Origin of the sequence: Robertmurraya sp. (assembly GCF_036676585.1) — a bacterium.
Lineage (GTDB): Bacteria > Bacillota > Bacilli > Bacillales > Cytobacillaceae > Robertmurraya_A.
On sequence record NZ_JAKFCQ010000147.1, the window covers coordinates 24,881 to 46,391 of the forward strand.

Here is a 21,511-nt window from a genome sequence, read left to right on the forward strand (position 1 = left end):
TCCGGATAAAAACCAAAACCATATGATAGGAGAAAGTTGAGATGAATACAGTGCTGAATAAAGTCAATGTGGTTCCTGTTGTTACTGAAATGGAAGTATACCCGGTTGCTGGTCATGATAGTATGCTTCTTAATCTAAGCGGAGCTCACGGAGCTTATTTTACTCGCAATGTCGTTATTTTAAAGGATAGCAATGGCAATGTGGGTGTAGGAGAAGTGCCAGGTGGAGAAGGAATTAAAAAAACTCTAGAGGATGCAAAACCTTTAGTAGTTGGCTCATCAATTGGAAACTATAATAATATTTTAAATAAGGTACGTGATACATTCGCTGGGCGAGACTCAGCTGGGCGTGGGTTACAAACATTTGACTTGCGTATTACCATCCATGCTGTAACAGCCATCGAAGCCGCATTATTAGATTTGTTAGGAAAGCACTTAAATGTGCCGGTTGCTGCATTACTGGGCGAAGGACAACAAAGAGACAAAGTAAAAACACTTGGATACCTCTTCTATATTGGTGACCGCAATAAAACGGATCTACCTTATTATGCTGACCCTGAAGCGAGTGAAGATTGGTATCGCATTCGTCATGGGGAAGCATTAACACCTGAAGCGGTTGTTCGATTAGCGGAAGCTTCTCAGAAATTATATGGATTTAAGGATTTTAAGCTAAAAGGTGGAGTTCTTGAAGGGAAAGAAGAAATCAAAGCGATTAAAGCATTGAAGGAGCGCTTCCCTGATGCAAGAATCACTTTAGATCCTAACGGAGCATGGTCTTTAAAAGAAGCAGTTGAGATTTGTAAGGATATGCATGGTATTTTAGCCTATGCAGAGGATCCATGTGGAGCGGAAAATGGATACTCTGGACGTGAAATTATGGCCGAGTTTAGAAGACAAACGGGACTTCCTACTGCTACGAACATGATATCAACAGATTGGCGCCAAATGGGTCATACTATTTCCTTACAGTCAGTCGATATCCCACTTGCGGATCCACATTTCTGGACCATGCAAGGATCAGTACGTGTTGCACAGATGTGTAATGAGTGGGGATTAACGTGGGGCTCACATTCTAATAACCATTTTGACATTTCATTAGCCATGTTTACTCATGTTGCTGCTGCAGCACCAGGAGAAATTACGGCTATCGATACGCATTGGATTTGGCAGGAAGGAATTGAACGTTTAACTAAGGAACCATTTAAGATTGTTGATGGTGATATTACTGTACCTGACAAGCCAGGCTTGGGCGTTGAAGTAGATATGGATCAAATCATGAAGGCACATGAAGTGTACAACAATATGGGATTAGGTTCTCGTGATGATGCGGTTGGTATGCAATATTTAATTCCAGGATGGAAGTTTGATAACAAGCGTCCTTGTCTAGTGCGATAAATTGCACAGGGTGACAAAGAGTCACCTTGCATACTAAGAAATAGAAATTGAAGAAAAGGACAGGATGGGTATGAAATTTGTTTTAGCTCCGGATTCCTTTAAGGAAAGTATAACAGCAAAACAAGCCGCCTTAGCGATGGAAAGAGGAATAAAAAAAGTGTTTCCTGACGCCGAATGTGTCATTGTCCCAATGGCTGATGGTGGAGAGGGAACCGTGGAATCACTGGTTAGCTTGGAAAATGGCCGGTTGCTCAAGACAGAAGTCGCTGGACCTTTAGGAGATACAGTTCTTGCGGAATATGGAATGGTAGAAAAGACAGCTATTATAGAAATGGCAAGTGCCAGTGGCTTACAAATGATTAAGTCAGCCGATCGAAATCCCTTAGTGACCACTAGCTACGGAACGGGCCAGCTCATCAAACATGCTTTAGATCAAGGGGCAGAAAGGATTTTGATTGGAATTGGTGGAAGTGCAACAAATGATGGTGGTGTAGGCATGCTTCAGGCACTAGGGGTTTCGTTTAAAGACGAAACAGGTGCTGAGCTACCCTTTGGCGGTGGTGCTTTAAGCAGACTGCATTCTATTGATGTAAGTGGATTAGATCCTAGAATCAAGGATGTCCAAATGGATGTGGCTTGTGATGTGACCAATCCTTTAACGGGAGAAAATGGAGCTTCTGCTATTTTTGGACCGCAAAAAGGGGCCACTCCGGATATGGTTCGACAACTGGATGAAAACCTGGCTCATTATGCCACGCTTATTCAAAAAGAGCTTGGAAAGGATGTAGCCACTGTGTCTGGGGCTGGTGCAGCAGGAGGTCTTGGAACCGGACTCATTGCCTTTTTAGATGCAAGGCTACTAAAAGGAATCGATTTGGTCATTGAGTTTACGGGACTGGACAAAAAAGTTGAGGGAGCAGACTTTGTTTTTACTGGTGAGGGAAGCATTGATCATCAAACCCTGTATGGAAAAACCCCCTTTGGAGTTGCTTCCGTCGCAAATCGATATAATATTCCAGTCATTGCCTTTGCCGGACGGGTAGGAGATGGAGTAGAAGTATTGTACGAAAATGGGTTTACTGCGATCTTTGGAATTGTAAATGGAGTAGCTTCTGTGGATGAAGTATTAGCCTCTGGAGAAACAAACCTTTGTAGAACAGTGGAAAATGTTTGTAGAGTTTTAATGTTGTTTAGATGATCGTATGCGTAGCTGTGGTGTGATGACAGCTACGCTTTTTTGTTTAGGAGGTCATGGGGAATCGCAAATAAATTTGTAGAATCGCAAGTATATATCGGTAATCGCAAATAAATTCGTAGAATCGCAAATAAAATCCGGGAATCGCAAATATTTTCCCAGGATCGCAAGTAAATTTCAAAAATCGCAAATAAATACCTAAAAGGAGTGAGCTCGAGGGGGAAACCAGCCAAAAAGTAGTTTCATTCGGTAAAATAGCCCTCCAAAGTATCAAAAAGTACTTAATTCCGGTCAGTTTTATTAAAATATTGTCCTTTATTTCATCTTTTTCCCTTATAGCGATAAGGTATAATAAATTTACAAACATGTTATGTCCAAGGAGCCGAGAGGATGGAAAATCCTAAACGAATCAATTTTGAATCAGTCCATAGAAACACATTATCCAAACAGGTAACCGAAAGAATTGTAGAACTTTTAAGCAATGGCCAGTTACATCCAGGTGATAAACTTCCAACAGAGATGCAATTAATGGAAGAGCTAAACGTGAGTCGCCCCGTTTTAAGAGAAGCGCTAAGTTCCTTAGAAACACTTGGAATTATTCATAGAAAAACGCGAGAAGGAACGTTTATAAACAATAAAATTAGCAGTCATCCTTTCTCTGTGATGCTTGCGTTAGCCTCGAACAACCTGAAAGCCATCGTAGAGGCACGGATGGCATTAGAGTTAGGACTCGTTACGTTAGCAGCGGAGAAAATTAGTGCAGAGAATTTAGCGAGATTGAAGGATACAATAGAAGATATTGAAAAAAGTAAATACAATCAATATAGTCAGGCTGACGAGGACTTTCACCGCATTATTGCCTTGAGCGCAGAAAACCCAGTGGTCGAGGGGATGATTGATTCATTAATCATCACACATAAAAAAATTGATAGTGAAATAAAGGTAAGACAAAAAGAATTAACGCTTGAGCATCATCAAGCAATTTACGATGCACTTGTAAAAAGAGATCCGATAGAAGCATTTCAAAAAATGTATCTCCATCTAGAGTATGTTCGAAAGAAAGTACTAAGCTACCATGGGAAAGAGACGAAATGAGCCACTGACCATAGTGGCTTTTTTTGATAGGTAGAGCCTATCAATCCCTCCTAAAATATCAATTAGTCTTATGCTTTTGACAGGATTATAATAACTTTATAGAACTTGTGAAGTATTGAGCAACATGAGTGAAAGTATGTGAATGATTGAGCATAAATTATAGGAGGGCTAAAAAATGTCAAATTATGAAAAGCTTTTTTCACCAATAACGATTCAAAGAATGACGTTGAAAAACCGTATTGTTATGCCTCCAATGGGAACAAATTTTGCAGGGCCGAACGGAGAAATCACAGATGAACATATATCGTATTACGAGCAACGAGCAAAAGGTGGAACAGGATTAATTATTCTTGAAAATGCGTGTTTGGCGTTTCCACTCGGATCAAACGGCACGACACAGCTTCGAATTGATGAAGACCGATTTATTCCGGGCTTATATCGATTAACGGAAAGATTGCATAAGTATGGAGCATCTGTAGCCATTCAGATTAACCATGCTGGAGCTTCAGCGGTACCTGATCGGATTGGTGGTCAGCCGGTGTCATCTTCCCATATTCCATCGAAGACGGGTGGCGCAATTCCGAGATCTCTTGATAAGAATGAGATTTTAGAAATCGTGAATCAGTACGGAAAGGCAGCCAAGAGAGTAGTGGCAGCTGGTTTTGATGCGGTAGAAATCCATGCAGGACACTCGTATCTTCTTTGCCAATTCTTATCTCCTGTCTACAATAAGCGCACAGATGAGTTTGGTGGAAGTTATGAAAACCGTGCAAGAATTGTTCGAATGGTGATTGACCGTATTCGTGAAGAAGTGGGTCCATTTTTCCCAATAAGCTTACGATTTAGCGCCGAGGAATTTGTAAAGGGTGGAAACACGTTAGAAGATACGTTAAATATCCTTGAGTATTTAAGTGAAGGAGTAGATATTTTTAATGTGTCTGCTGCACTGAACGATACGCTTCAATTCCAAATTGACCAGATGAACCTACCTGATGGCTGGCGTTCTTATATGGCAAAGGCAGTAAGAGACAAATTTAATAAGCCGACGATCGCAACAGGAAATGTTCGAAATCCACAAATAGCTGAATCGATTTTACAAAATGAAGAAGCCGACTTAATCGGGATGGGACGTGGCTTGATTGCAGAGCCGAACTGGGTCAAGAAGGTTCAGGCAGGTGAGGAAGAGTTTTTAAGAAAATGTATTTCTTGTAATATTGGCTGTGCAGGACATCGTATTGCTTTGAATCGTCCGATTCGCTGTACGATCAATCCGGATTTATTCCATGGTGATGAGTACAAGGAAAGAGAAATCACTAGACCAGTGAACGTCGTTGTTATAGGTGGTGGAACAGCGGGACTTGAAGCGGCTTGTACGGCAGCAGAGGTTGGCTGCACAACGATTCTTTTTGAACAGAAGCCTTATTTAGGTGGATTAGCGAGAGAAATTTCAAGACTACCAGAGAAGAAGAGAATCGAGGACTTCCCTAATTACTTGGTGAAACGAAGTGAAAGATTACCGAACTTGATTCCTTTTACAAACACAAAGGCAGATATACAGCTAATCGCAAGCTATAAGCCGGACGTGATCGTGAATGCTACGGGATCCACGCCTCTTCTACCACCAATCAAAGGGCTTCACGAGCATATCGACAAGCCAAATGGAAAGCTGTTTTCGATTTTTGGGTTATTAAAACAAGTGGATTCCTTTAAAGAGTTCATCGGTAAAAAGGTAGCTGTTATCGGTGGAGGCGCTGTTGGTTTGGATGTCGTTGAATTCTTTGCAGAAAGAGGAGCAGAAGTCACGATGGTTGAGAGAATGCCTCTCGTTGGGAAGGATTTAGACCATATTACACGCATTTCCATGATGACGATGCTAAAAGAAAGAAACGTAGACGTACGAGTTAATACTTCTCTGATGGAGGTAGCTGAGGATCACTTCAAAGTGTCCTACGAAGGAGAAGAGTCAACAATTGATTTTGATTATGGATTTGTCTGCTTAGGAATGAAGGCGGAAAATCCAATCCTTGCCGACCTTCAATCGTATTTCCCGCATATTGAAGTACTCAATATTGGCGACAGCTGGGGAGTCCGGAAAATCATGGACGGTGTAAGAGAAGGAAGAAATATCTTAACCACCCTTGAAAAAATCGGAGCGTTACCAACAGAAGAGATTGAAGAAAGAATCCCGGCTTTTGCATAAGATAAATAGCATGATAAATAACAAAAAACGCTTGGATAATAACCAAGCGTTTTTTCATTATGTACTTTTAAGTTTTGAATGGAACATCGTCTCTTGCCATTTATAATAGACATAAATAATTAGGGAAAAAAAGACAAATAGTAAAAACCGCCACCATGGAGTAATGGTAACTAAAGTATAGATATTTAAAACTTCTTGAAACAAATAATGTAAAGGAAAAACAGCAAACATGAAGTCTATGATGATGTTAGTAATCAGATATTTCCAAAACTTCCCGTAAGTGAAATGAAAAACCCATAAAGTTATCACTGGAAAGGCACCAAATACACCAGAAACAAATAAGGGTTTTAACCACGGAATAATTGTGTCATTAATTACCCAATGTTTCTGATTATTGGCGACCACATTATAAATAATCATTAAATAAGAGGCACAAAATGCTGCAGGCATAAAGCGTTTAATATTTTCCTTCTTAATTAAAAATAGTGTGAACCACGGAGCGATTAATATAGTCCATAATAATATTTTATTTAGCAAAGTTATCTACCTCTTTTATTGCATATTACTTATATTATTTTCATTCCCTCTCAGTCTTATCCTTAAAGAAGAATCGCCCTATACAAAAGGTTCACTAAATAGGATGGACTTTTTTCTGTATATTCGAATCTTTTTTGCAGTTTCCTCGTAATACTATCAGTAAGGAAAGTGGGGTGAGTATATGTCAAAAACAAGAAGAATGATGACAGGTATTACATCAACGGCTCTTGTCCTAGGAATGGCAGGTTGTAGCTCGGCTACGGAGGAGTACACGTATACAGAGGATATTCCTGATCCACCAGAGGACACAAGCTGTTCAGATTGGGAATGGGATGCGGAAGATGGTGTATGGGAATGTGATGATTACGATTCGAATTATTATGGGCATTATTTTTATGGCGGTCGCTATTACAAAGGAAAAAGTGCTCTTTACGCAAGCAAGGATTATATCTCATACAAAAACAGCTCTTCCTTTAAAGGAAGTACGTCAAGTGGAACCGTGAAAAATAGTAATGGATTTGGAAAAGGAACAACAAGCTCAGGAGGGTAATGCCAAGCCCCATTATAGAAAGGGAGATTATACATGAACTTATATTTGAATTTTGCCTCTTACTTAGGAGTGGCAGTCCTTCTGATGGTCGCAGGGATCATTTTATTTATGTTTAGTACACCAAAGCTTAGGGAGTTCAAGCTAATCGCTGAAAAGAACGTATCAGCTGCCCTTTTGCTTGGAGGAAAAGTGATCGGTTTAGCGATTGTCCTTGGTGCGGCCGCTGAATATTCGATTTCTTTAGTGGATATGGTGATTTGGGGTGCTATCGGAATCATCGCTCAAATTGTGGTGTTTATTTTAGCCGAGGTCATTACGATTCGTTTTAGCATTTCCAAGGCGATTGAGGAAGATAATCGTGCCGTCGGTGTGATGCTCTTGTCACTATCGTTGGCGATTGGGATTATTGTAGCGAAGTGTCTATCGTACTAAAAGGAGATTCCTATGAAGCGATTAACGTATTACTTAGATAAGGGAAATGACGAGTATACCCCGTTATATGAATATACGACTGCATCAGTTGGTGTGGATGAGCTATATGCTAGACAGCTTTGCACGTACTTTATTATGCGTGGCAGACAGTATGAGCTCTTTTCTACTGAAATGGATGGAGACGAAGAACAGTTAATCATCAGAGATAAGGGGAGAAATCCGCATGTTTTAGATGAGAAAGGATACCATGGAAAGGGTCTACATATAGAGATTCGTAGATTTCGAGAGGAAGAGAACTACAAGCTCCTTACCTCACTTCCGTGTGATAGCCATTTTGATGTGATTCGTTATTTGTTAAAGGACATTGTAGATGTACCCGGGCTAGGATATAAGCAAGTAACCTCTACGGAGATTGATGAAGATCGAGGGGTTTATGTCTTGTATGTGAAAGAAGTTGGAGAGGATTCAGAGTGATGAAGAGTTATCAGGAAAAAAGAAGAGAGTTTTATAAAGGAATTGCCGACTTTTGGGCGGATTTATATGGGGAAGAGTATGCCCTTTTTGATGTTCATATGCTAGAAGAGGAAGAAGTTCGTACCATTCGACTGGTGAGTAACCGGGTAGGGCATGTGTTCTTTAAGGTGTGTCAACTGTTACGTGAAGTTCCGGATGAAACCCTAATTGAAATGGGCTTTCCGATTGAAACTCTTTCCTTTCTTCGATTAAAAACTCATCAAGCCGAGAGTGTGATCGCTCGGCTTGACCTCATTCCTACCACTAAAGGCTACAAATGTATTGAAATCAATGCGGATACTCCCACTTTTATTAAAGAGCTTTTCGCGGTGAATGGGGAGGTGTGCAGTGAATTTTCGCTGGAAAATCCAAATGAAGGAATGGAAGAGCGATTACGGCAAGCCGTTAGAAGCAGTATTATGGAAGGGTTAGAAGGAAAAGGACTTATTACGCCTCATATTGTTTTTACCGCACACGAGGATAATATCGAAGATCGTGAAACCGTCAAATATCTTATGCAATTATCAGGACTTCCCTCCAAGTTCACACCCCTTCATCAACTCCAAATTCAAAAGGGAACAGGTCTTTTCGACGAAGAAGGCAGACGAATCGATGTGCTGTATCGTCAAACCTTCCCTATTGAAAATTTACTATTTGATCGAGATGAGGAGAACAATCCGATTGGTGTCTGGCTATTAGAGCTTGTTGAGCAGGGGAAACTCGTTCTCATTAATCCTCCGTCTGCCTTTTTATTGCAAAATAAAGCCGTGCAAGCAGTCATTTGGGGACTACATGAAGAGGAACATCCCTTTTTTACAGAGGAAGAGCATCAATGGATTGAAGAATATTTCCTTCCAACGTACCTAGAAGCGGAACTATTTTTACAAAAGGACCTGTCCTATGTGAAAAAGCCTTCGTTTGGAAGAGAAGGAGATACAGTGGAGATTTTTCGAAGTGGCGGGGAATTAGCTCACGCGAACACTGAACGCAATTATACGAATTATGATGCGGTTTATCAGAAATATGTGCAGTCACAAACGGTTAACTTTAAAAGTGAAAAGGGTCTTCAAAAAGGAAAGCTATTGATAGGAAGCTTCCTTTTAAACGGAAAAGCCGCTGCCCTTGGATGCCGAGTAGGGGGAGAAATAACGGATAATCTATCGTATTATCTTCCGGTTGGAATGAAAGGAGGAAGGTAGAATTTGTGGATTCTGCACCGAATTTATTCAAAGATGTCTAAGCTCAGCTTAACGCATGCTGGAATATTGGCCATTCTCCTTATTATTGTAAGTAGCGTTACGATGAGAATACTCGAACCGGAGACCTTCCCGCGATTTATTGACGCTCTTTGGTGGACCATGACCACGCTTGTCACGGTTGGCTATGGTGATTTCTTTCCGGTAACCGATGCCGGACGAATCTTTACCATGCTCTTAATCTATACCATTGGAATTGGAGCCATGGGGATTATTATTGGGAAGATCTTTGAAAGCCTCAGCAAATACCGGAAACTGAAGGAGGAAGGGAAATTGTCTTATACAGGGAAAGGTCATTACATATTAATTAGTCCTTCCAAGGAAAAGCTTGAGAAGGTGATGGGTGAAATTTTTACAAGTGAACGAACTAGAGATATCGTTGTCGTGGATCATGCCGACAAGCTACCGTTGGAAGATGATCGGCTTCATTTTGTAAGTGGAAATCCAGCAGAAGAAGAGGTCTTGATGAAGGCCAATATTTTAGAGGCGAAATCAGTGGCTATTTTTTCAGATGACCGAAATGACCACGCCGAGTACTCAGATGGAAAAACCCTTCTAACCGCTTCCCGAGTCGAACATATCTCTAAAAAATTTGATCGAAATATTTATACGATTGTTGAAGTGAAAAAAGATAATCATATCACCTTATTCGAGCATGCCAAGGTCGACGAATTTATTCTATCTAATGATTCGGTATCTCGATTAATGGCTCAAGCAGCGATCAATCATGGCTCAAGTTTATTGTTTAAGCAAATGCTAAGTAATACAGATGGCGACAATATTTATGAAATACAAGCGAAGCCTGAGTGGAAGACCTATAAGGATGCGGCAATGGAACTGTTTGATAAAGGAGCAACTCTTCTTTCAGATGGTAGCTCTCTTGATGTGGCGAGGCGTCATAAGGAGAAAATTCCTGAGGGTTCAAAGCTGTTTATTATTTGTGATGATGAAACATACCGTAAGATTGTTGGATAAAGCAAGGCTCACTCCCAATGAATGAGGAGTGAGCCTTTTATATTTACATCCAATTCACATATTGGCCTACTTCGATATGAAACTTTGAGATCGTTCCAGGAGGAAGCTCGAGAACAGAATGTGCTTGTTTGATTGGAAACACAAATTTCCATGGTTTTAAGTTTTCTACTAAATGAACCACCCTATGATGTTGATCAAGGAAAACGGCGTCGATCGGAAAATGCATAAAGCACATATGAATGGAGTTACAAGGTGCAATCCACAAACCTTCCTCATGCAACGGCTGCTTTCGAAACATCAAGCCTTTTAACCTCGTTCCAAATGACTGAGCTTTCCTTATGGAATAAGGAATCGTTTTGTATAGATCACTCTTTTTCACTACATACACCTACATAACCCCCTAAGAACCGACGTTAATTTAGTAGCTAATTTAATTATAGTTTCTCAGACTAGTGAAAGTTGTCGAAAAGTAGTTGATATAAATAAAACGATAGAGTTTTTATTTGTTGAAAAACCTCATATAAAACAAAAATAAACAAATTTACTATTTTTATATTCAAAAACAAACAAACATGTATTATAATGAAATCAGAAAATAACAAATAGCAATCGGAGGTAATCGGATGGTTAAGAACAATTGGGATGTTGAAGCAGCTAGTCAGGTACAAAAAGGGGTAGAAGAGTTAGTTTATCGTTCAAATCTAATCGGGTCAGATCGTGCCGTATGTAACTGGGGTGGCGGCAACACATCTATGAAGACAGTTGAGAAGGATTTCCGTGGACGCGACATCGAAGTGATGTGGGTGAAGGGAAGCGGGTCAGATTTAGCTACAATGAAAGCGCATAATTTTACTGGTTTAAATCTTGAGGATATTCGTCCGTTATTTGAGCGCGATGAAATGTCAGATGAAGAGATGGTTGCGTATCTTTCACATTGCATGATTGATAGCAAACATCCAAGAGCATCAATTGAAACATTATTGCACGCATTTTTACCATATAATCATGTCGATCATACGCATCCAGACTCGATCATCAGCCTTTGCTGTGCGGACAATGGGAAAGAGTTAGCAGAAGAGATTTTTGGGAATCGTTTTGTTTGGGTACCTTATATCCGCCCAGGCTTCACACTTTCAAAAATGATCGCAGAAGGCGTAAGAAATAATCCAAATGCAGAGCTTGTTCTAATGGAAAAGCATGGTCTTGTAACTTGGGGTGAAACATCTGAAGAAGCATATGCAAAGACGATTCAAATCATTAACGAAGCCGAGCAATTTATTAATGATCGTTTAAATGAAGAGACGATTTTTGGTGGAAAACAATATGAATCTCTTAGCGAAGAAGAAGCTACTAGCTTACTAGCAAAAGTAATGCCTGTGATTCGCGGGGCGGTTAGCGAAGAAAAGAAAATGCTTTTAACTTATGACCGCGAGGAGGATGTACTAGAGTTTGTAAATAGCCGTGATGCGAAGGAGCTTTCTCAAGTTGGGGCTGCATGTCCAGACCATCTTGTTCATACCAAGCGTGTGCCTTTATATATTGATTGGAATCCACAATCTCAGGATGTAGAAGCACTAGTTTCAGCCATTAAAGAAGGGGTAGAAAGCTTTAAGGCTGAATACAAAGAGTATTTTGAGCGTAACAAGCATGAAGGCGATAAAATGTTTGAACCAGCCCCACGTGTGATCCTGATTCCTGGGGTAGGTATGGTGAATACTGGGAAAGATGTGGCGAACTCTCGTGTAAGTGGAGCGTTATACCACCGTGCCATTTCTGTTATGAAAGGGGCAACCACACTTGGACAGTTCGTTTCATTAAGCGAGAACGAATCGTACAATGTTGAGTACTGGCCATTAGAATTATACAAACTCTCTCTTGCACCAGCAGAAGCAGAGTTTTCTAGAAAGGTAGCGTTTGTAACAGGTGGAGCAGGTGGAATTGGAAGTGAAACATGCCGTCGCTTTGTTTCTGAAGGGGCACATGTCGTTGTTGCTGACTTAAACCTTGAAGGAGCAGAAAAGATAGCAGCTGAAATCAATGAGACATATGGGGCAAACCGCGCACTTGCTGTGAAAATGGACGTAACCAATGAAGAGGCGGTTCAAGCTGCTTTTAATCAAACCGCGTTAGCATTTGGTGGCGTAGACATTATTGTGAACAATGCAGGACTTGCTACTTCTAGCCCAATTGATGAAACAACTCTACAAGAGTGGAATTTAAACATGAATGTACTTGGAACTGGTTATTTCCTTGTTGCTCGTGAAGCATTCAAGCAAATGAAAGAGCAAGCAATTGGTGGAAGCATGGTGTTCGTTGGTTCGAAAAACTCAGTGTACGCTGGGAAAAACGCAGCAGCTTACAGCTCAGTAAAAGCACTTGAAACACACTTAGCTCGTTGTATCGCTGCGGAAGGCGGAGAGTACGGCATTCGTGTGAACTCTGTTCTTCCAGATGCAGTGTTACAAGGATCTGCTATTTGGGGATCTAGATGGCGTGAAGAGCGTGCAGCAGCTTACGGAATTGAGCCAGATCAATTAGAAGAACACTACCGCAAGCGTACGACATTACTAGTTAATATTTATCCGAAAGATATTGCAGAATCTATTTGCTTCTTCGCTTCTTCAAAATCAGATAAGACCACAGGATGTATGATTACTGTAGATGGTGGAGTACCTGCTGCATTTACAAGATAATTTGAATGATATGAAAAAAGATAGTAAGGATTGATGAATAGCCTTACTATCTTTTTATTGAGAAATTTTAGTAAAATTTTGTCGATTTAAATCAGAATAAAGTCAGGAATAATCCTGAACGAGTTCTTGGAGTCAAGAAGCACTGTTAAACGCATTACTTCCCTTTAGAGAAAAGTGTTTCATATGCAGGTTTAATAGCTCGTCTAACTCCTGGCTACATTTTAATGTTTGGTAGCTATCCATACCTGTAATAGAAGCTACTTCAACCATTTTCTTCTTCTTTTTATCTATTTGATTTAATAGTAATAATTCAAGAGATATATTGTCCATGGTAAGTAAACTCCTAGTTAAGAAATTTAGTAATTCTTTAAAATAATTATACTAGATTTTAATCATTTTGAAATAGAATCGACAAACGTTACCAAACAAAGACAAAATTCTATGCTAGATTTTTGTTTTTTATTGTTTGTAAGCGAATACATTTGGTTGAGTGGTATTTTTAGAGTTTAAAGGGGGCATTAGTATGGAGTTTTTATCACCTATTAAAGCGGCAAAAAAAGCAAGAGTCGGATTATATACGATTGGTCTGCAAGCGTATTGGGGACAGTTTGAAGGATTAAAGGAAAGATTGATTGAGTACGGTAGCTTTATTGAAAAAAAGATGAGCGTGTACAGCGAAGTCTTTAATTTTGGGTTGGTAGATTCGGAGGGAGCAGCAAGACGTGCGGGGGAGTGGTTCAACGAGAAAAATGTTGATCTGGTATTCTGTCATTCAGGTACATACTCAACAAGTTCTGCCATTCTTCCTGTTCACCAAATTTGTAAGGCACCAGCCGTGATTTTGAATTTACAACCAACTGAACGAATCAATTATGAGTCGACCACTACAGGAGAATGGCTTGCCCATTGTGGTGCCTGCCCGACTCCTGAAATCGCCAATGCTTTTAACCGTAGTGGCATTCCCTTTCGAGTGGTGAATGGTTTGCTTGGACTTGATTACACTCCAGCAATTTCTTTGACGAATGAGAACACGAGTGAACGAAAAGAAGCGGTGGCTGCTTGGAAGCAAATTACCGAATGGGTTCGAGCAGCTGCCGTTCCTCGCACATTGCGACATAGTCGTTTCGGTTTTTTAGGAAACACATATAGCGGGATGCTAGATATGTATAGTGATTTTACAATGATTCAAGCACAAACGGGCCTACATGTAGAAGTATTAGAAATGTGCGATTTGAACCGTATTCTTCAAGATGTAACTGCCAAAGAGGTAAAACAGAAAATGGATGAAGTAACAACTTTCTTTGAAATCAGTGGAGATTCGCCGTCCGATCCAATTGCAAAAAAACCAACTCAAGAACAGCTTGAATGGTCATGTAAGGTGGCTGTTGCTCAAGAAAAGTTAGTGAAGGAATTCGACCTCGATGCGCTCACGTACTATTATCATGGAGCACCTAACAGTGAATACGAGAGGCTTCAGTCAGGTTTTATCGTCGGTCACTCATTGTTAACGGCGAAAGGAATCCCTTGTTCAGGTGAGGGTGACTTAAAAACAGCCATAGCTATGAAAGTATGCGATATTCTTGGGACAGGTGGAAGCTTTTCTGAAATTGTCGTAGTGGATTATGTGGATGAAACGATTCTACTCGGACATGATGGGCCATTCCATTTAGCTATTTCAGAGGGAAAACCGATCCTCCGTGGAATGGGACTATACCATGGAAAGCAAGGATCGGGAGTTAGTGTGGAAGCAAAGGTTAAAACGGGAGCGATTACCACACTAAATGTCACGCAAACTGGGGATGGAAAGCTAAAGATGATTGTCAGCGAAGGAATGTCTACAAACGGCCCTATCATGCGAATTGGGAATACACAAACACCAGTAAAATTTAAGGAGCATCCAGACGTGTACATGGAGAGATGGTTCCAAGAAGCACCAACCCATCACTGTGCGTTGTCGATTGGAGAAAATTCTTCCTTATTTAAAAAAGTCGGGGAACTAATGGCTTGTCATACAGTCGTACTATAAAGGAGGTTATGAAACATGGAAGCTAGTAATAAATTTGCATGGACATGGGAAATCAAAGAAGATTGCTTAGAAGAGTATGTAAACATGCATTTAGAACCATGGCAGGAGGTTATCGAGGAGCATAGCAAAGCAGGTATAACTAACTATTCCATCTTTCAAAATGGAACACAGTTCTTTTATTGCTTTGAATGTGAAAATGTAGAAGCTGCCTTTGCTTATATCGCAAAGAGTGAGGCGTGTAATCGTTGGAATGCCATCACCTCAAAAATGGTAAAAGGATCTTTCGATTTTAAAGAAGCGGAAACGATCCAACCTTTACGAGAGGTATTTTATTTAAAGTAGTCCGAAAGAGAGGCTGATTTGGACAGGAAAGTTGATGCGAGCAATTTTTGAGTCCGAATGAGGGGTAGATTCGGACAGCAAAGTTGATGCAAGTAAATTCTGAGTCCGAAAGAGAGGCCGATTCGGCCAGGAAAGTTCATGCGAGTAGGTTTTGAGTCCGAAAGAGGGTCTGATTCGGCCAGGAAAGTTTATGCGAGTAGGTTTTGAGTCCGAAAGAGGGTCTGATTCGGCCAGGAAAGTTCAAGCGAATAGGTTTTGAGTCCGAAAGAGGGTCCGATTTGGACAGGAAAGTTCAAGCGAGTAAGATTTGAGTCCGAAAAAGGGTCCGATTCAGACAGGAAAGTTCATGCGAGTAAGATTTGAGTCCGAAAAAGGGTCTGATTCAGACAGGAAAGTTCATGCGAGCAAGATTTGAGTCCGAAAGAGGGTCCGATTCAGACAGGAAAGTTCAAGCGAATAGGTTTTGAGTCCGAAAGAGGGTCCGATTTGGACAGGAAAGTTGATGCGAGTAAGATTTGAGTCCGAAGAGGGTCCGATTTGGACAGGAAAGTTGATGCGAGTAGGTTTTGAGTCCGAAAGAGAGGTGGATTCGGCCAGGAAAGTTGATGCGAGTAGGTTTTGAGTCCGAAAGAGTGTCCGATTCAGACAGGAAAGTTCATGCGAGCAAGATTTGAGTCCGAAAGAGGGTCTGATTCAGACAGGAAAGTTCATGCGAGCAAGATTTGAGTCCGAAAGAGGGTCTGATTCAGACAGGAAAGTTCATGCGAGCAAGATTTGAGTCCGAAAGAGGGTCCGATTCAGACAGGAAAGTTCAAGCGAATAGGTTTTGAGTCCGAAAGAGGGTCCGATTCGGCCAGGAAAGTTCATGCGAGTAGGTTTTGAGTCCGAAAGAGAGGTGGATTCGGACAGGAAAGTTGATGCAAGTAATTTTTGAGTCCGAAAGAGGGTCCGATTTGGCCAGGAAAGTTTATGCGAGTAGGTTTTGAGTCCGAAAGAGTGTCCGATTCAGACAGGAAAGTTCATGCGAGTAGGTTTTGAGTCCGAAAGAGAGGTGGATTCGGACAGCAAAGTGGATGCAAGTAATTTTTGAGTCCGAAAGAGGGTCCGATTCGGCCAGGAAAGTTCATGCGAGTAGGTTTTGAGTCCGAAAGAGGGTCCGATTTGGCCAGGAAAGTTCATGCGAGTAGGTTTTGAGTCCGAAAGAGAGGTGGATTCGGACAGCAAAGTTCATGCGAGTAGGTTTTGAGTCCGAAAGAGGGTCCGATTCGGCCAGGAAAGTTGATGCGAGTAGGTTTTGAGTCCGAAAGAGGGTCTGATTCGGCCAGGAAAGTTCAAGCGAATAGGTTTTGAGTCCGAAAGAGGGTCCGATTTGGCCAGGAAAGTTGATGCGAGTAGGTTTTGAGTCCGAAAAGGGTCTGATTCGGCCAGGAAAGTTTATGCGAGCAAGATTTGAGTCCGAAAGAGGGTCCGATTTGGCCAGGAAAGTTCATGCGAGTAAGATTTGAGTCCGAAAGAGGGACTGAATCGGCCAGGAAAGTGGATGCAAGTAATTTTTGAGTCCGAAAGAGGGGTAGATTCGGACAGCAAAGGCCTCGATAACCAACTCAGAGTCTAACTGACAGCCTGATTAGGAAAGCAAAGAAAAAGGTGTTCAAAATAGAGAACACCTTTTTCTTAGTAGTGTAAACAGGGATAGGCTGTGCTAAAATGAAAGAAATTAGATAGAAAATTATGAATATATAGATCTCTAAGGGGGAAGAGAGAATGGCAAGAAGGACGATGACGCTTGTTGGTTTGTTTATTCTTGTCTTTGTAAGCGGTTGCACCAACACCACTAACAACAAAGGTGAATTTGAAGTGGTTTATTCTAAAGGGGATGTAAAAGGAGAGACAGAGAAAATAGAGGAACGTCAGTATACGATCGCTGTTGTACCTAAGCTCGTGAATATTCCTTATTTTAATGCGGTGGAAGAAGGGGCATTAGAGGCAGGGGAAGAACTTGGTGTGAAGGTCATTTATAAAGGTCCAACAGTAGCCGATTCTACTCAGCAAATTAAAGTGATTGAAGAGCTTATTGATCAAAAAGTGGATGTGATCGCCGTTTCTGCCAATGATCCAGACAAACTGGTCCCCGTATTAAAAAGAGCCCAAAGGAAGGACATAAAGGTGATCACATGGGACTCTGACACACATTCTGACTCTAGGGAATTTTTTATTAATATGGTGAACCCGGAAACGTTGGGCAGACATCTAATGGACACACTCGCATGGAATGTGGATGAAAAAGGGGAATTTGCGATTATTACTGGTTCAAAATCAGCAGCCAATTTAAATGTGTGGCTTAACTGGATCAAGGTTCAGCAAAGAGATTATTACCCGAATATGGAGCTTGTTGAAGTGGTTGCCTCTGATGATGATCCACATAAAGCGTATATGCTAGCCAAAGATCTGCTAGTGAAGTATCCGAATATCAAGGGGATTATCGGGAATTCTTCCGTTGGCCCACCTGCAGCCGCTCAGGCAGTGAAGGAAGAAGGAAAGATGGGAGAAGTGGCCGTTGTAGGCTTGTCGTCACCGAACCCAATGAACGAATACTTAAAGGTGGGTGCCGCACAAGTGGTGACACTTTGGAGTCCGAAAAAATTAGGATATTTAACAGTCGCCCTGGCTACGAATCTAGTCGATGGGGTCCACCCCTCTAATCAACAAGATGTCCCTCAGGTAGGGAGGATACACGTTATAGAAGACACGGTGATTATGGGCGAACCCATGGATTTTACAAAGGAAAATGTGGATCAATATGACTTTTAAGTGGAGAAGCTTTAAGAACTATCGCTTAATGACCAAACTAATCTTTACGTACATGCTGCTAACGGTTCTTCCCATGAGTCTCATTGGCTATGTTGCCTACTCTCAATATACGAAATCGATTGAGGAGCAGGTGGGTGAGTATATCCCAAAGGTCCTTGATCAAGCAAATGAGAGCATCGATTACTATTTAGCTGACGTCAAACAACTTCCAGATCTTCTTTACAACTCCAATCAAGTCATCGAAGTGCTAAGAAAAGATTCCTATCAAAATAAATCATCACTGCTGCAAGATCGCTTTATCGTAAATAGTTATTTAACACGCACCTATATTAATGGAGAGGCGGATGTGTTAGGCGCGTTTATTTTATCAAAAAATCGACTGTTTGAAAGTTCGAAGATTCCTTATTCGGGCTTTGGAGAGGATATGCTTCCGTTCGGACAGGATCTGGAGTTAAAAGGGAAACAATCCTTTCTTTTGCCAAGTCAGGTGCCATTATCATTTAAAGGAAATCCTCCTTATATTCTATTAATGAGGCAAATAACAGATACAGAGAACCGGATGAACCTCGGAACGATGTTTATTGCCGTCGACCTAAGCTTTATGAGCAATGTGGTTGAAAATCTAGAGACGGTTAATAATGCTGATTTGTCTCTTTTAAGTGAAGAAGGTCAAATGATCTATCATACCGATTCGGAAAAGATTGGTTTAATGGATGAACAGTTTCAAAAATATCCTGAGATTAATGGAAGCTTTCGAACGACCGGAGAAGAGGAAAATCGACTGATCAGCATTAGTCGTGCTGGGCCAGATGGCTGGGTGTTACTACATAGTGTAAAATTGAAAAATTTAACCGAACGAACGGACCTTGTCCGAAATGCGACCATCATTGTATTTCTAGTTATTATCCTTCTTGGGACACTCATTTCTGTTATTTTAGCATGGACCGTCTCACGTCCTATTCATCGATTAACTCATCAAATGAAGGAAGTGGAAAAAGGGAATTTCGAGGTGGACGTAACGAGTAATAGTTCCGATGAAGTAGGGATGCTAGCAAAAAGCTTTCATTCCATGGTGGCAAAAATTAAAGACTTGATACGGTTGAACTACCAAATCAAGCTTCAGCAGAAAGAAGCGGAGCTATATGCGCTACAATCGCAAATCAATCCACATTTTATGTACAACACATTAGAGACAATTGGGATGGCGGTAGAGGAAGGGGAAAATGATACGGTTGTCGACATGGTATCGATTCTTGGACGAATGCTCCGTTTTTCCATTAGCAATAAAGAGAAAATGGTTTCCATTGATCAAGAAGTGCAGCATATGAAAGATTACTTGACGATACAGAAAATTCGTTTTGAGGACCGAATTGAGTTTTCTATTCAAGATCATATGGATACGAAGAGGTTTTTAACTCCGAAATTCATTCTTCAGCCGATCGTTGAAAATTGTATGAAGCATGGACTAGATCATTCTCATCAATTTAAAGTGGAAATCTTTATAGAAATAAAAGACCAAGAGATTCATTTTACAGTAAAAGATAATGGTCCCGGAATCAATGGAGACGTCATGGCTGAATTGAGTAAATATTTACAAATGGATCCAATGGGTCGAAGAGATTCGAAGTTTGGACTGATCAATGTTCATGGTCGAATCACGATGATGTTTGGAGAACAATATGGACTTCGTATAGAGAGTAAGGGAGGTATTGGGACGGAGGTAACGATCCGGATTCCTTTGCTACCAATTGATTTGCTTAATGAGGGGGAGAGGGCAAATTAGAAAGATACTAACACTTGTCGTGGATGATGAAAATCGAATTCGCAGGGGAATCGAACGATTAGTTCAAAGTAATGAAGATGATTTTCACGTTATTGGAAGTTTTTCAAGTGCGCTTGAATTATTGAATGCCTACGAAAAAGAGGCGTTTGCCTTTGATTTATTAATTACAGATATTAAAATGCCAGGAATGGATGGACTGGATTTAATTGAGACATTAAGAAAACGGGCTTCCTTTGAAGCGGTTGTTATTAGCGGATTCAATGATTTTAAATACTTACAAACAGCCATCCGTGCAGGAGCCGTTGACTATTTGGTTAAACCGATTGTTAGGGAAGATTTCAAAGAGCAGTTAGGGAAGGTAAAAGCAAAAATAAAACAAAAATGGCTTGATGAAGAGAAAAACGAAGAAACCGATGCGGAACTACTCTTTCTAAAGCAAAGTCAGCAACTAAGTGATTTGACAAAAGAAAAGGAAATCGATTTATCGGAGCTTGAGTGGACGAAGAAATTTTCGTATGGAGCTTACAAACTCTATTATCTAGCCTTGGATCATTCGCTTGAATATGGATCCATAGAAGAATGGAAAAATACGGTTGAGGATACGATTCACCGGGTATTTAAAAAGAAGTGTAGGTATTGGTTTTGGAAAGGAGAAGAGTCAACGTATTGGATTCTTACGGAGGGTGATGAAGGGGAGCAGGATGTCGCAAGAGAACTGCAAATTCAGTTGAAACAATCTGGATCGTCTACGCATACTTTGGCCGTAAGTGATGAATTTCAGGAGGTATCCCTCATTTCTTCCATGAAGAACCATTTACAAACGCTCATGCAACTCCGGTTATTATATGGTGGAAATAAAGTCTTTACGTTTTCTCAACTTCAGCAATTAACAGCTGTGAAAGGCAAAGAAATAAAGGGCATGGATTCCGTCATCAGTAAAATAGTTCATTCTTTGGAAGGAGAAAGGGAAGAGGAGGCATTTGATTTATTACAGAAGTACTTACTTGAGCTTAAAAGTCTTTCGTCTCCTCAAGATATAGAGAAGTATATACAATCCCTTTCCGTTCAACTGGTCAACGTTCTCTTAAAGGATTCTAGTAATAAAGGAGATGTTAGCCTTATCCAAGAAGCCATCCAATTCACTAGGAAGGCAACAAGCTTTTCGAGTTTACGAGAGGAACTGTCTAGATGGCTGACAAGAATTTTTCAAATAAGAAAAAATAGTATCCAGCAAAATGAAATTGATCCCATTCATATCGCGAAGAAGTGGATTAAATTACATTTGGGTGTAAATATCACCATAGAAAAGATTGCTCGTGAGATCCCGATGAATCCCACGTATTTTTGTGAGTATTTTAAAAGTCAGACCGGAGAAACCATTCTTGATTATGTAACCAAAACGAGGATAGAAAAGGCGAAGGAGCTCCTTATAACTACGGACCTTAAAATCTATGATATTGCAGAGCAAGTTGGCTACGCAGACACAAAGTATTTTAGTAAGTTATTTAAAAAGTATTACGGGGAAGTGCCATCTAAATTTAAAGATAAAATAAAAACCGAGTCGTAAAAAACCTCCTATCCGGGAGGTTTTTTCATTTTTACAAAAACTCCCGAAGAATATCCCCCCTACCCGAAGATTCTCTCCTTTTCGCATAGGAGAGGAACAAGTAAGCTATGTGTAAGCGTATACAACACAAGGTTGAGTGGTA

Annotated in this window: 18 protein-coding genes; 15 read left to right on the plus strand and 3 right to left on the minus strand. The window is 40.7% G+C overall.

Going from position 1 to position 21,511, the window contains the following annotated elements:
* Positions 1-41: 41 nt before the first annotated feature.
* From gudD to ACGLXV_RS18230, 4 genes are all read left to right on the plus strand, one after another.
* Positions 42-1,394 carry a glucarate dehydratase gene (gudD, locus tag ACGLXV_RS18215; RefSeq protein ID WP_391559757.1) on the plus strand — a complete coding sequence of 451 codons (1,353 nt, stop codon included), beginning with the start codon at positions 42-44 and terminating at the stop codon, positions 1,392-1,394.
* A 70-nt stretch (positions 1,395-1,464) separates the two neighbouring features.
* Positions 1,465-2,592 carry a glycerate kinase family protein gene (locus ACGLXV_RS18220; RefSeq protein WP_391559758.1) on the plus strand — a complete coding sequence of 376 codons (1,128 nt, stop codon included), beginning with the start codon at positions 1,465-1,467 and terminating at the stop codon, positions 2,590-2,592.
* A gap of 387 nt (positions 2,593-2,979) precedes the next feature.
* Entirely contained in the window at positions 2,980-3,684 is a 705-nt protein-coding gene (locus ACGLXV_RS18225; protein WP_391559759.1) for a FadR/GntR family transcriptional regulator, read from the plus strand.
* 175 nt (positions 3,685-3,859) lie between these two features.
* On the plus strand, positions 3,860-5,884 hold the full coding sequence (locus ACGLXV_RS18230; protein WP_391559760.1) for an oxidoreductase: 2,025 nt from the start codon (positions 3,860-3,862) through the stop codon (positions 5,882-5,884).
* A gap of 57 nt (positions 5,885-5,941) precedes the next feature.
* On the opposite strand, the gene ACGLXV_RS18235 is transcribed toward ACGLXV_RS18230, so the two are convergent.
* Positions 5,942-6,421, minus strand: a complete 480-nt coding sequence (locus tag ACGLXV_RS18235; protein ID WP_391559761.1) for a hypothetical protein — start codon at positions 6,419-6,421, stop codon at positions 5,942-5,944.
* Positions 6,422-6,602: 181 nt separating this feature from the next.
* On the opposite strand from ACGLXV_RS18235, the gene ACGLXV_RS18240 reads away from it, so the two are divergent.
* The 5 genes from ACGLXV_RS18240 to ACGLXV_RS18260 are packed head-to-tail and all read left to right on the plus strand — an operon-like array spanning position 6,603 to position 10,147.
* A complete protein-coding gene (locus tag ACGLXV_RS18240) occupies positions 6,603-6,971 on the plus strand; it encodes an aminotransferase yhxA (RefSeq protein ID WP_391559762.1) in 369 nt (122 codons plus the stop codon).
* A 33-nt stretch (positions 6,972-7,004) separates the two neighbouring features.
* Positions 7,005-7,403, plus strand: coding sequence for a DUF350 domain-containing protein (locus ACGLXV_RS18245; RefSeq protein WP_119706541.1), 399 nt, complete (start codon positions 7,005-7,007; stop codon positions 7,401-7,403).
* A 12-nt stretch (positions 7,404-7,415) separates the two neighbouring features.
* A complete protein-coding gene (locus ACGLXV_RS18250) occupies positions 7,416-7,877 on the plus strand; it encodes an RNA helicase (protein WP_119706542.1) in 462 nt (153 codons plus the stop codon).
* A complete protein-coding gene (locus ACGLXV_RS18255; RefSeq protein ID WP_391559763.1) occupies positions 7,877-9,115 on the plus strand; it encodes a glutathionylspermidine synthase family protein in 1,239 nt (412 codons plus the stop codon). Before ACGLXV_RS18250 ends, ACGLXV_RS18255 begins: the two co-directional genes overlap by 1 nt.
* Positions 9,116-9,118: 3 nt before the next feature.
* Complete coding sequence (locus tag ACGLXV_RS18260; protein WP_119706544.1) at positions 9,119-10,147, plus strand: potassium channel family protein; 1,029 nt, start codon at positions 9,119-9,121, stop codon at positions 10,145-10,147.
* 43 nt (positions 10,148-10,190) lie between these two features.
* Here the strand turns inward: ACGLXV_RS18260 and ACGLXV_RS18265 are convergent, their stop codons facing one another.
* A complete protein-coding gene (locus ACGLXV_RS18265) occupies positions 10,191-10,535 on the minus strand; it encodes a DUF192 domain-containing protein (protein ID WP_240390657.1) in 345 nt (114 codons plus the stop codon).
* Positions 10,536-10,770: 235 nt separating this feature from the next.
* Between ACGLXV_RS18265 and ACGLXV_RS18270 the strand changes: the two genes are divergently transcribed.
* The gene (locus ACGLXV_RS18270; RefSeq protein WP_391559764.1) at positions 10,771-12,840 is read left to right on the plus strand and encodes a bifunctional aldolase/short-chain dehydrogenase; all 2,070 of its coding nucleotides are present in this window, start codon (positions 10,771-10,773) and stop codon (positions 12,838-12,840) included.
* 132 nt (positions 12,841-12,972) lie between these two features.
* Here ACGLXV_RS18270 and ACGLXV_RS18275 read toward each other — a convergent pair whose 3' ends face one another.
* Positions 12,973-13,170, minus strand: a complete 198-nt coding sequence (locus ACGLXV_RS18275) for an aspartyl-phosphate phosphatase Spo0E family protein (RefSeq protein ID WP_391559765.1) — start codon at positions 13,168-13,170, stop codon at positions 12,973-12,975.
* Positions 13,171-13,363: 193 nt separating this feature from the next.
* Between ACGLXV_RS18275 and ACGLXV_RS18280 the strand changes: the two genes are divergently transcribed.
* The 5 genes from ACGLXV_RS18280 (at position 13,364) to ACGLXV_RS18300 (ending at position 21,369) form a co-directional block, all read left to right on the plus strand.
* Positions 13,364-14,866 (plus strand): L-arabinose isomerase family protein, encoded by a 1,503-nt coding sequence (locus ACGLXV_RS18280; RefSeq protein ID WP_391559766.1) that lies wholly within the window; start codon positions 13,364-13,366, stop codon positions 14,864-14,866.
* A gap of 15 nt (positions 14,867-14,881) precedes the next feature.
* A complete protein-coding gene (locus ACGLXV_RS18285; protein WP_391559767.1) occupies positions 14,882-15,208 on the plus strand; it encodes an L-rhamnose mutarotase in 327 nt (108 codons plus the stop codon).
* A 1,764-nt stretch (positions 15,209-16,972) separates the two neighbouring features.
* Positions 16,973-18,019 carry an autoinducer 2 ABC transporter substrate-binding protein gene (locus ACGLXV_RS18290; protein WP_391559768.1) on the plus strand — a complete coding sequence of 349 codons (1,047 nt, stop codon included), beginning with the start codon at positions 16,973-16,975 and terminating at the stop codon, positions 18,017-18,019.
* Entirely contained in the window at positions 18,009-19,802 is a 1,794-nt protein-coding gene (locus tag ACGLXV_RS18295) for a cache domain-containing sensor histidine kinase (protein ID WP_391559769.1), read from the plus strand. Before ACGLXV_RS18290 ends, ACGLXV_RS18295 begins: the two co-directional genes overlap by 11 nt.
* Positions 19,803-19,821: 19 nt before the next feature.
* The gene (locus tag ACGLXV_RS18300) at positions 19,822-21,369 is read left to right on the plus strand and encodes a response regulator transcription factor (protein ID WP_391559770.1); all 1,548 of its coding nucleotides are present in this window, start codon (positions 19,822-19,824) and stop codon (positions 21,367-21,369) included.
* Positions 21,370-21,511: the final 142 nt, after the last annotated feature.

Excerpts from the sequence above, each read along its gene's own strand:
- gudD (WP_391559757.1), top strand. The coding sequence starts at position 42 with ATGAATACAGTGCTGAATAAAGTCAATGTGGTTCCTGTTGTTACTGAA.
- ACGLXV_RS18220 (WP_391559758.1), top strand. The coding sequence starts at position 1,465 with ATGAAATTTGTTTTAGCTCCGGATTCCTTTAAGGAAAGTATAACAGCA.
- ACGLXV_RS18225 (WP_391559759.1), top strand. The coding sequence starts at position 2,980 with ATGGAAAATCCTAAACGAATCAATTTTGAATCAGTCCATAGAAACACA.
- ACGLXV_RS18230 (WP_391559760.1), top strand. The coding sequence starts at position 3,860 with ATGTCAAATTATGAAAAGCTTTTTTCACCAATAACGATTCAAAGAATG.
- ACGLXV_RS18240 (WP_391559762.1), top strand. The coding sequence starts at position 6,603 with ATGTCAAAAACAAGAAGAATGATGACAGGTATTACATCAACGGCTCTT.
- ACGLXV_RS18245 (WP_119706541.1), top strand. The coding sequence starts at position 7,005 with ATGAACTTATATTTGAATTTTGCCTCTTACTTAGGAGTGGCAGTCCTT.
- ACGLXV_RS18250 (WP_119706542.1), top strand. The coding sequence starts at position 7,416 with ATGAAGCGATTAACGTATTACTTAGATAAGGGAAATGACGAGTATACC.
- ACGLXV_RS18255 (WP_391559763.1), top strand. The coding sequence starts at position 7,877 with ATGAAGAGTTATCAGGAAAAAAGAAGAGAGTTTTATAAAGGAATTGCC.
- ACGLXV_RS18270 (WP_391559764.1), top strand. The coding sequence starts at position 10,771 with ATGGTTAAGAACAATTGGGATGTTGAAGCAGCTAGTCAGGTACAAAAA.
- ACGLXV_RS18275 (WP_391559765.1), bottom strand. The coding sequence starts at position 13,170 with ATGGACAATATATCTCTTGAATTATTACTATTAAATCAAATAGATAAA.
- ACGLXV_RS18280 (WP_391559766.1), top strand. The coding sequence starts at position 13,364 with ATGGAGTTTTTATCACCTATTAAAGCGGCAAAAAAAGCAAGAGTCGGA.
- ACGLXV_RS18285 (WP_391559767.1), top strand. The coding sequence starts at position 14,882 with ATGGAAGCTAGTAATAAATTTGCATGGACATGGGAAATCAAAGAAGAT.
- ACGLXV_RS18290 (WP_391559768.1), top strand. The coding sequence starts at position 16,973 with ATGGCAAGAAGGACGATGACGCTTGTTGGTTTGTTTATTCTTGTCTTT.
- ACGLXV_RS18295 (WP_391559769.1), top strand. The coding sequence starts at position 18,009 with ATGACTTTTAAGTGGAGAAGCTTTAAGAACTATCGCTTAATGACCAAA.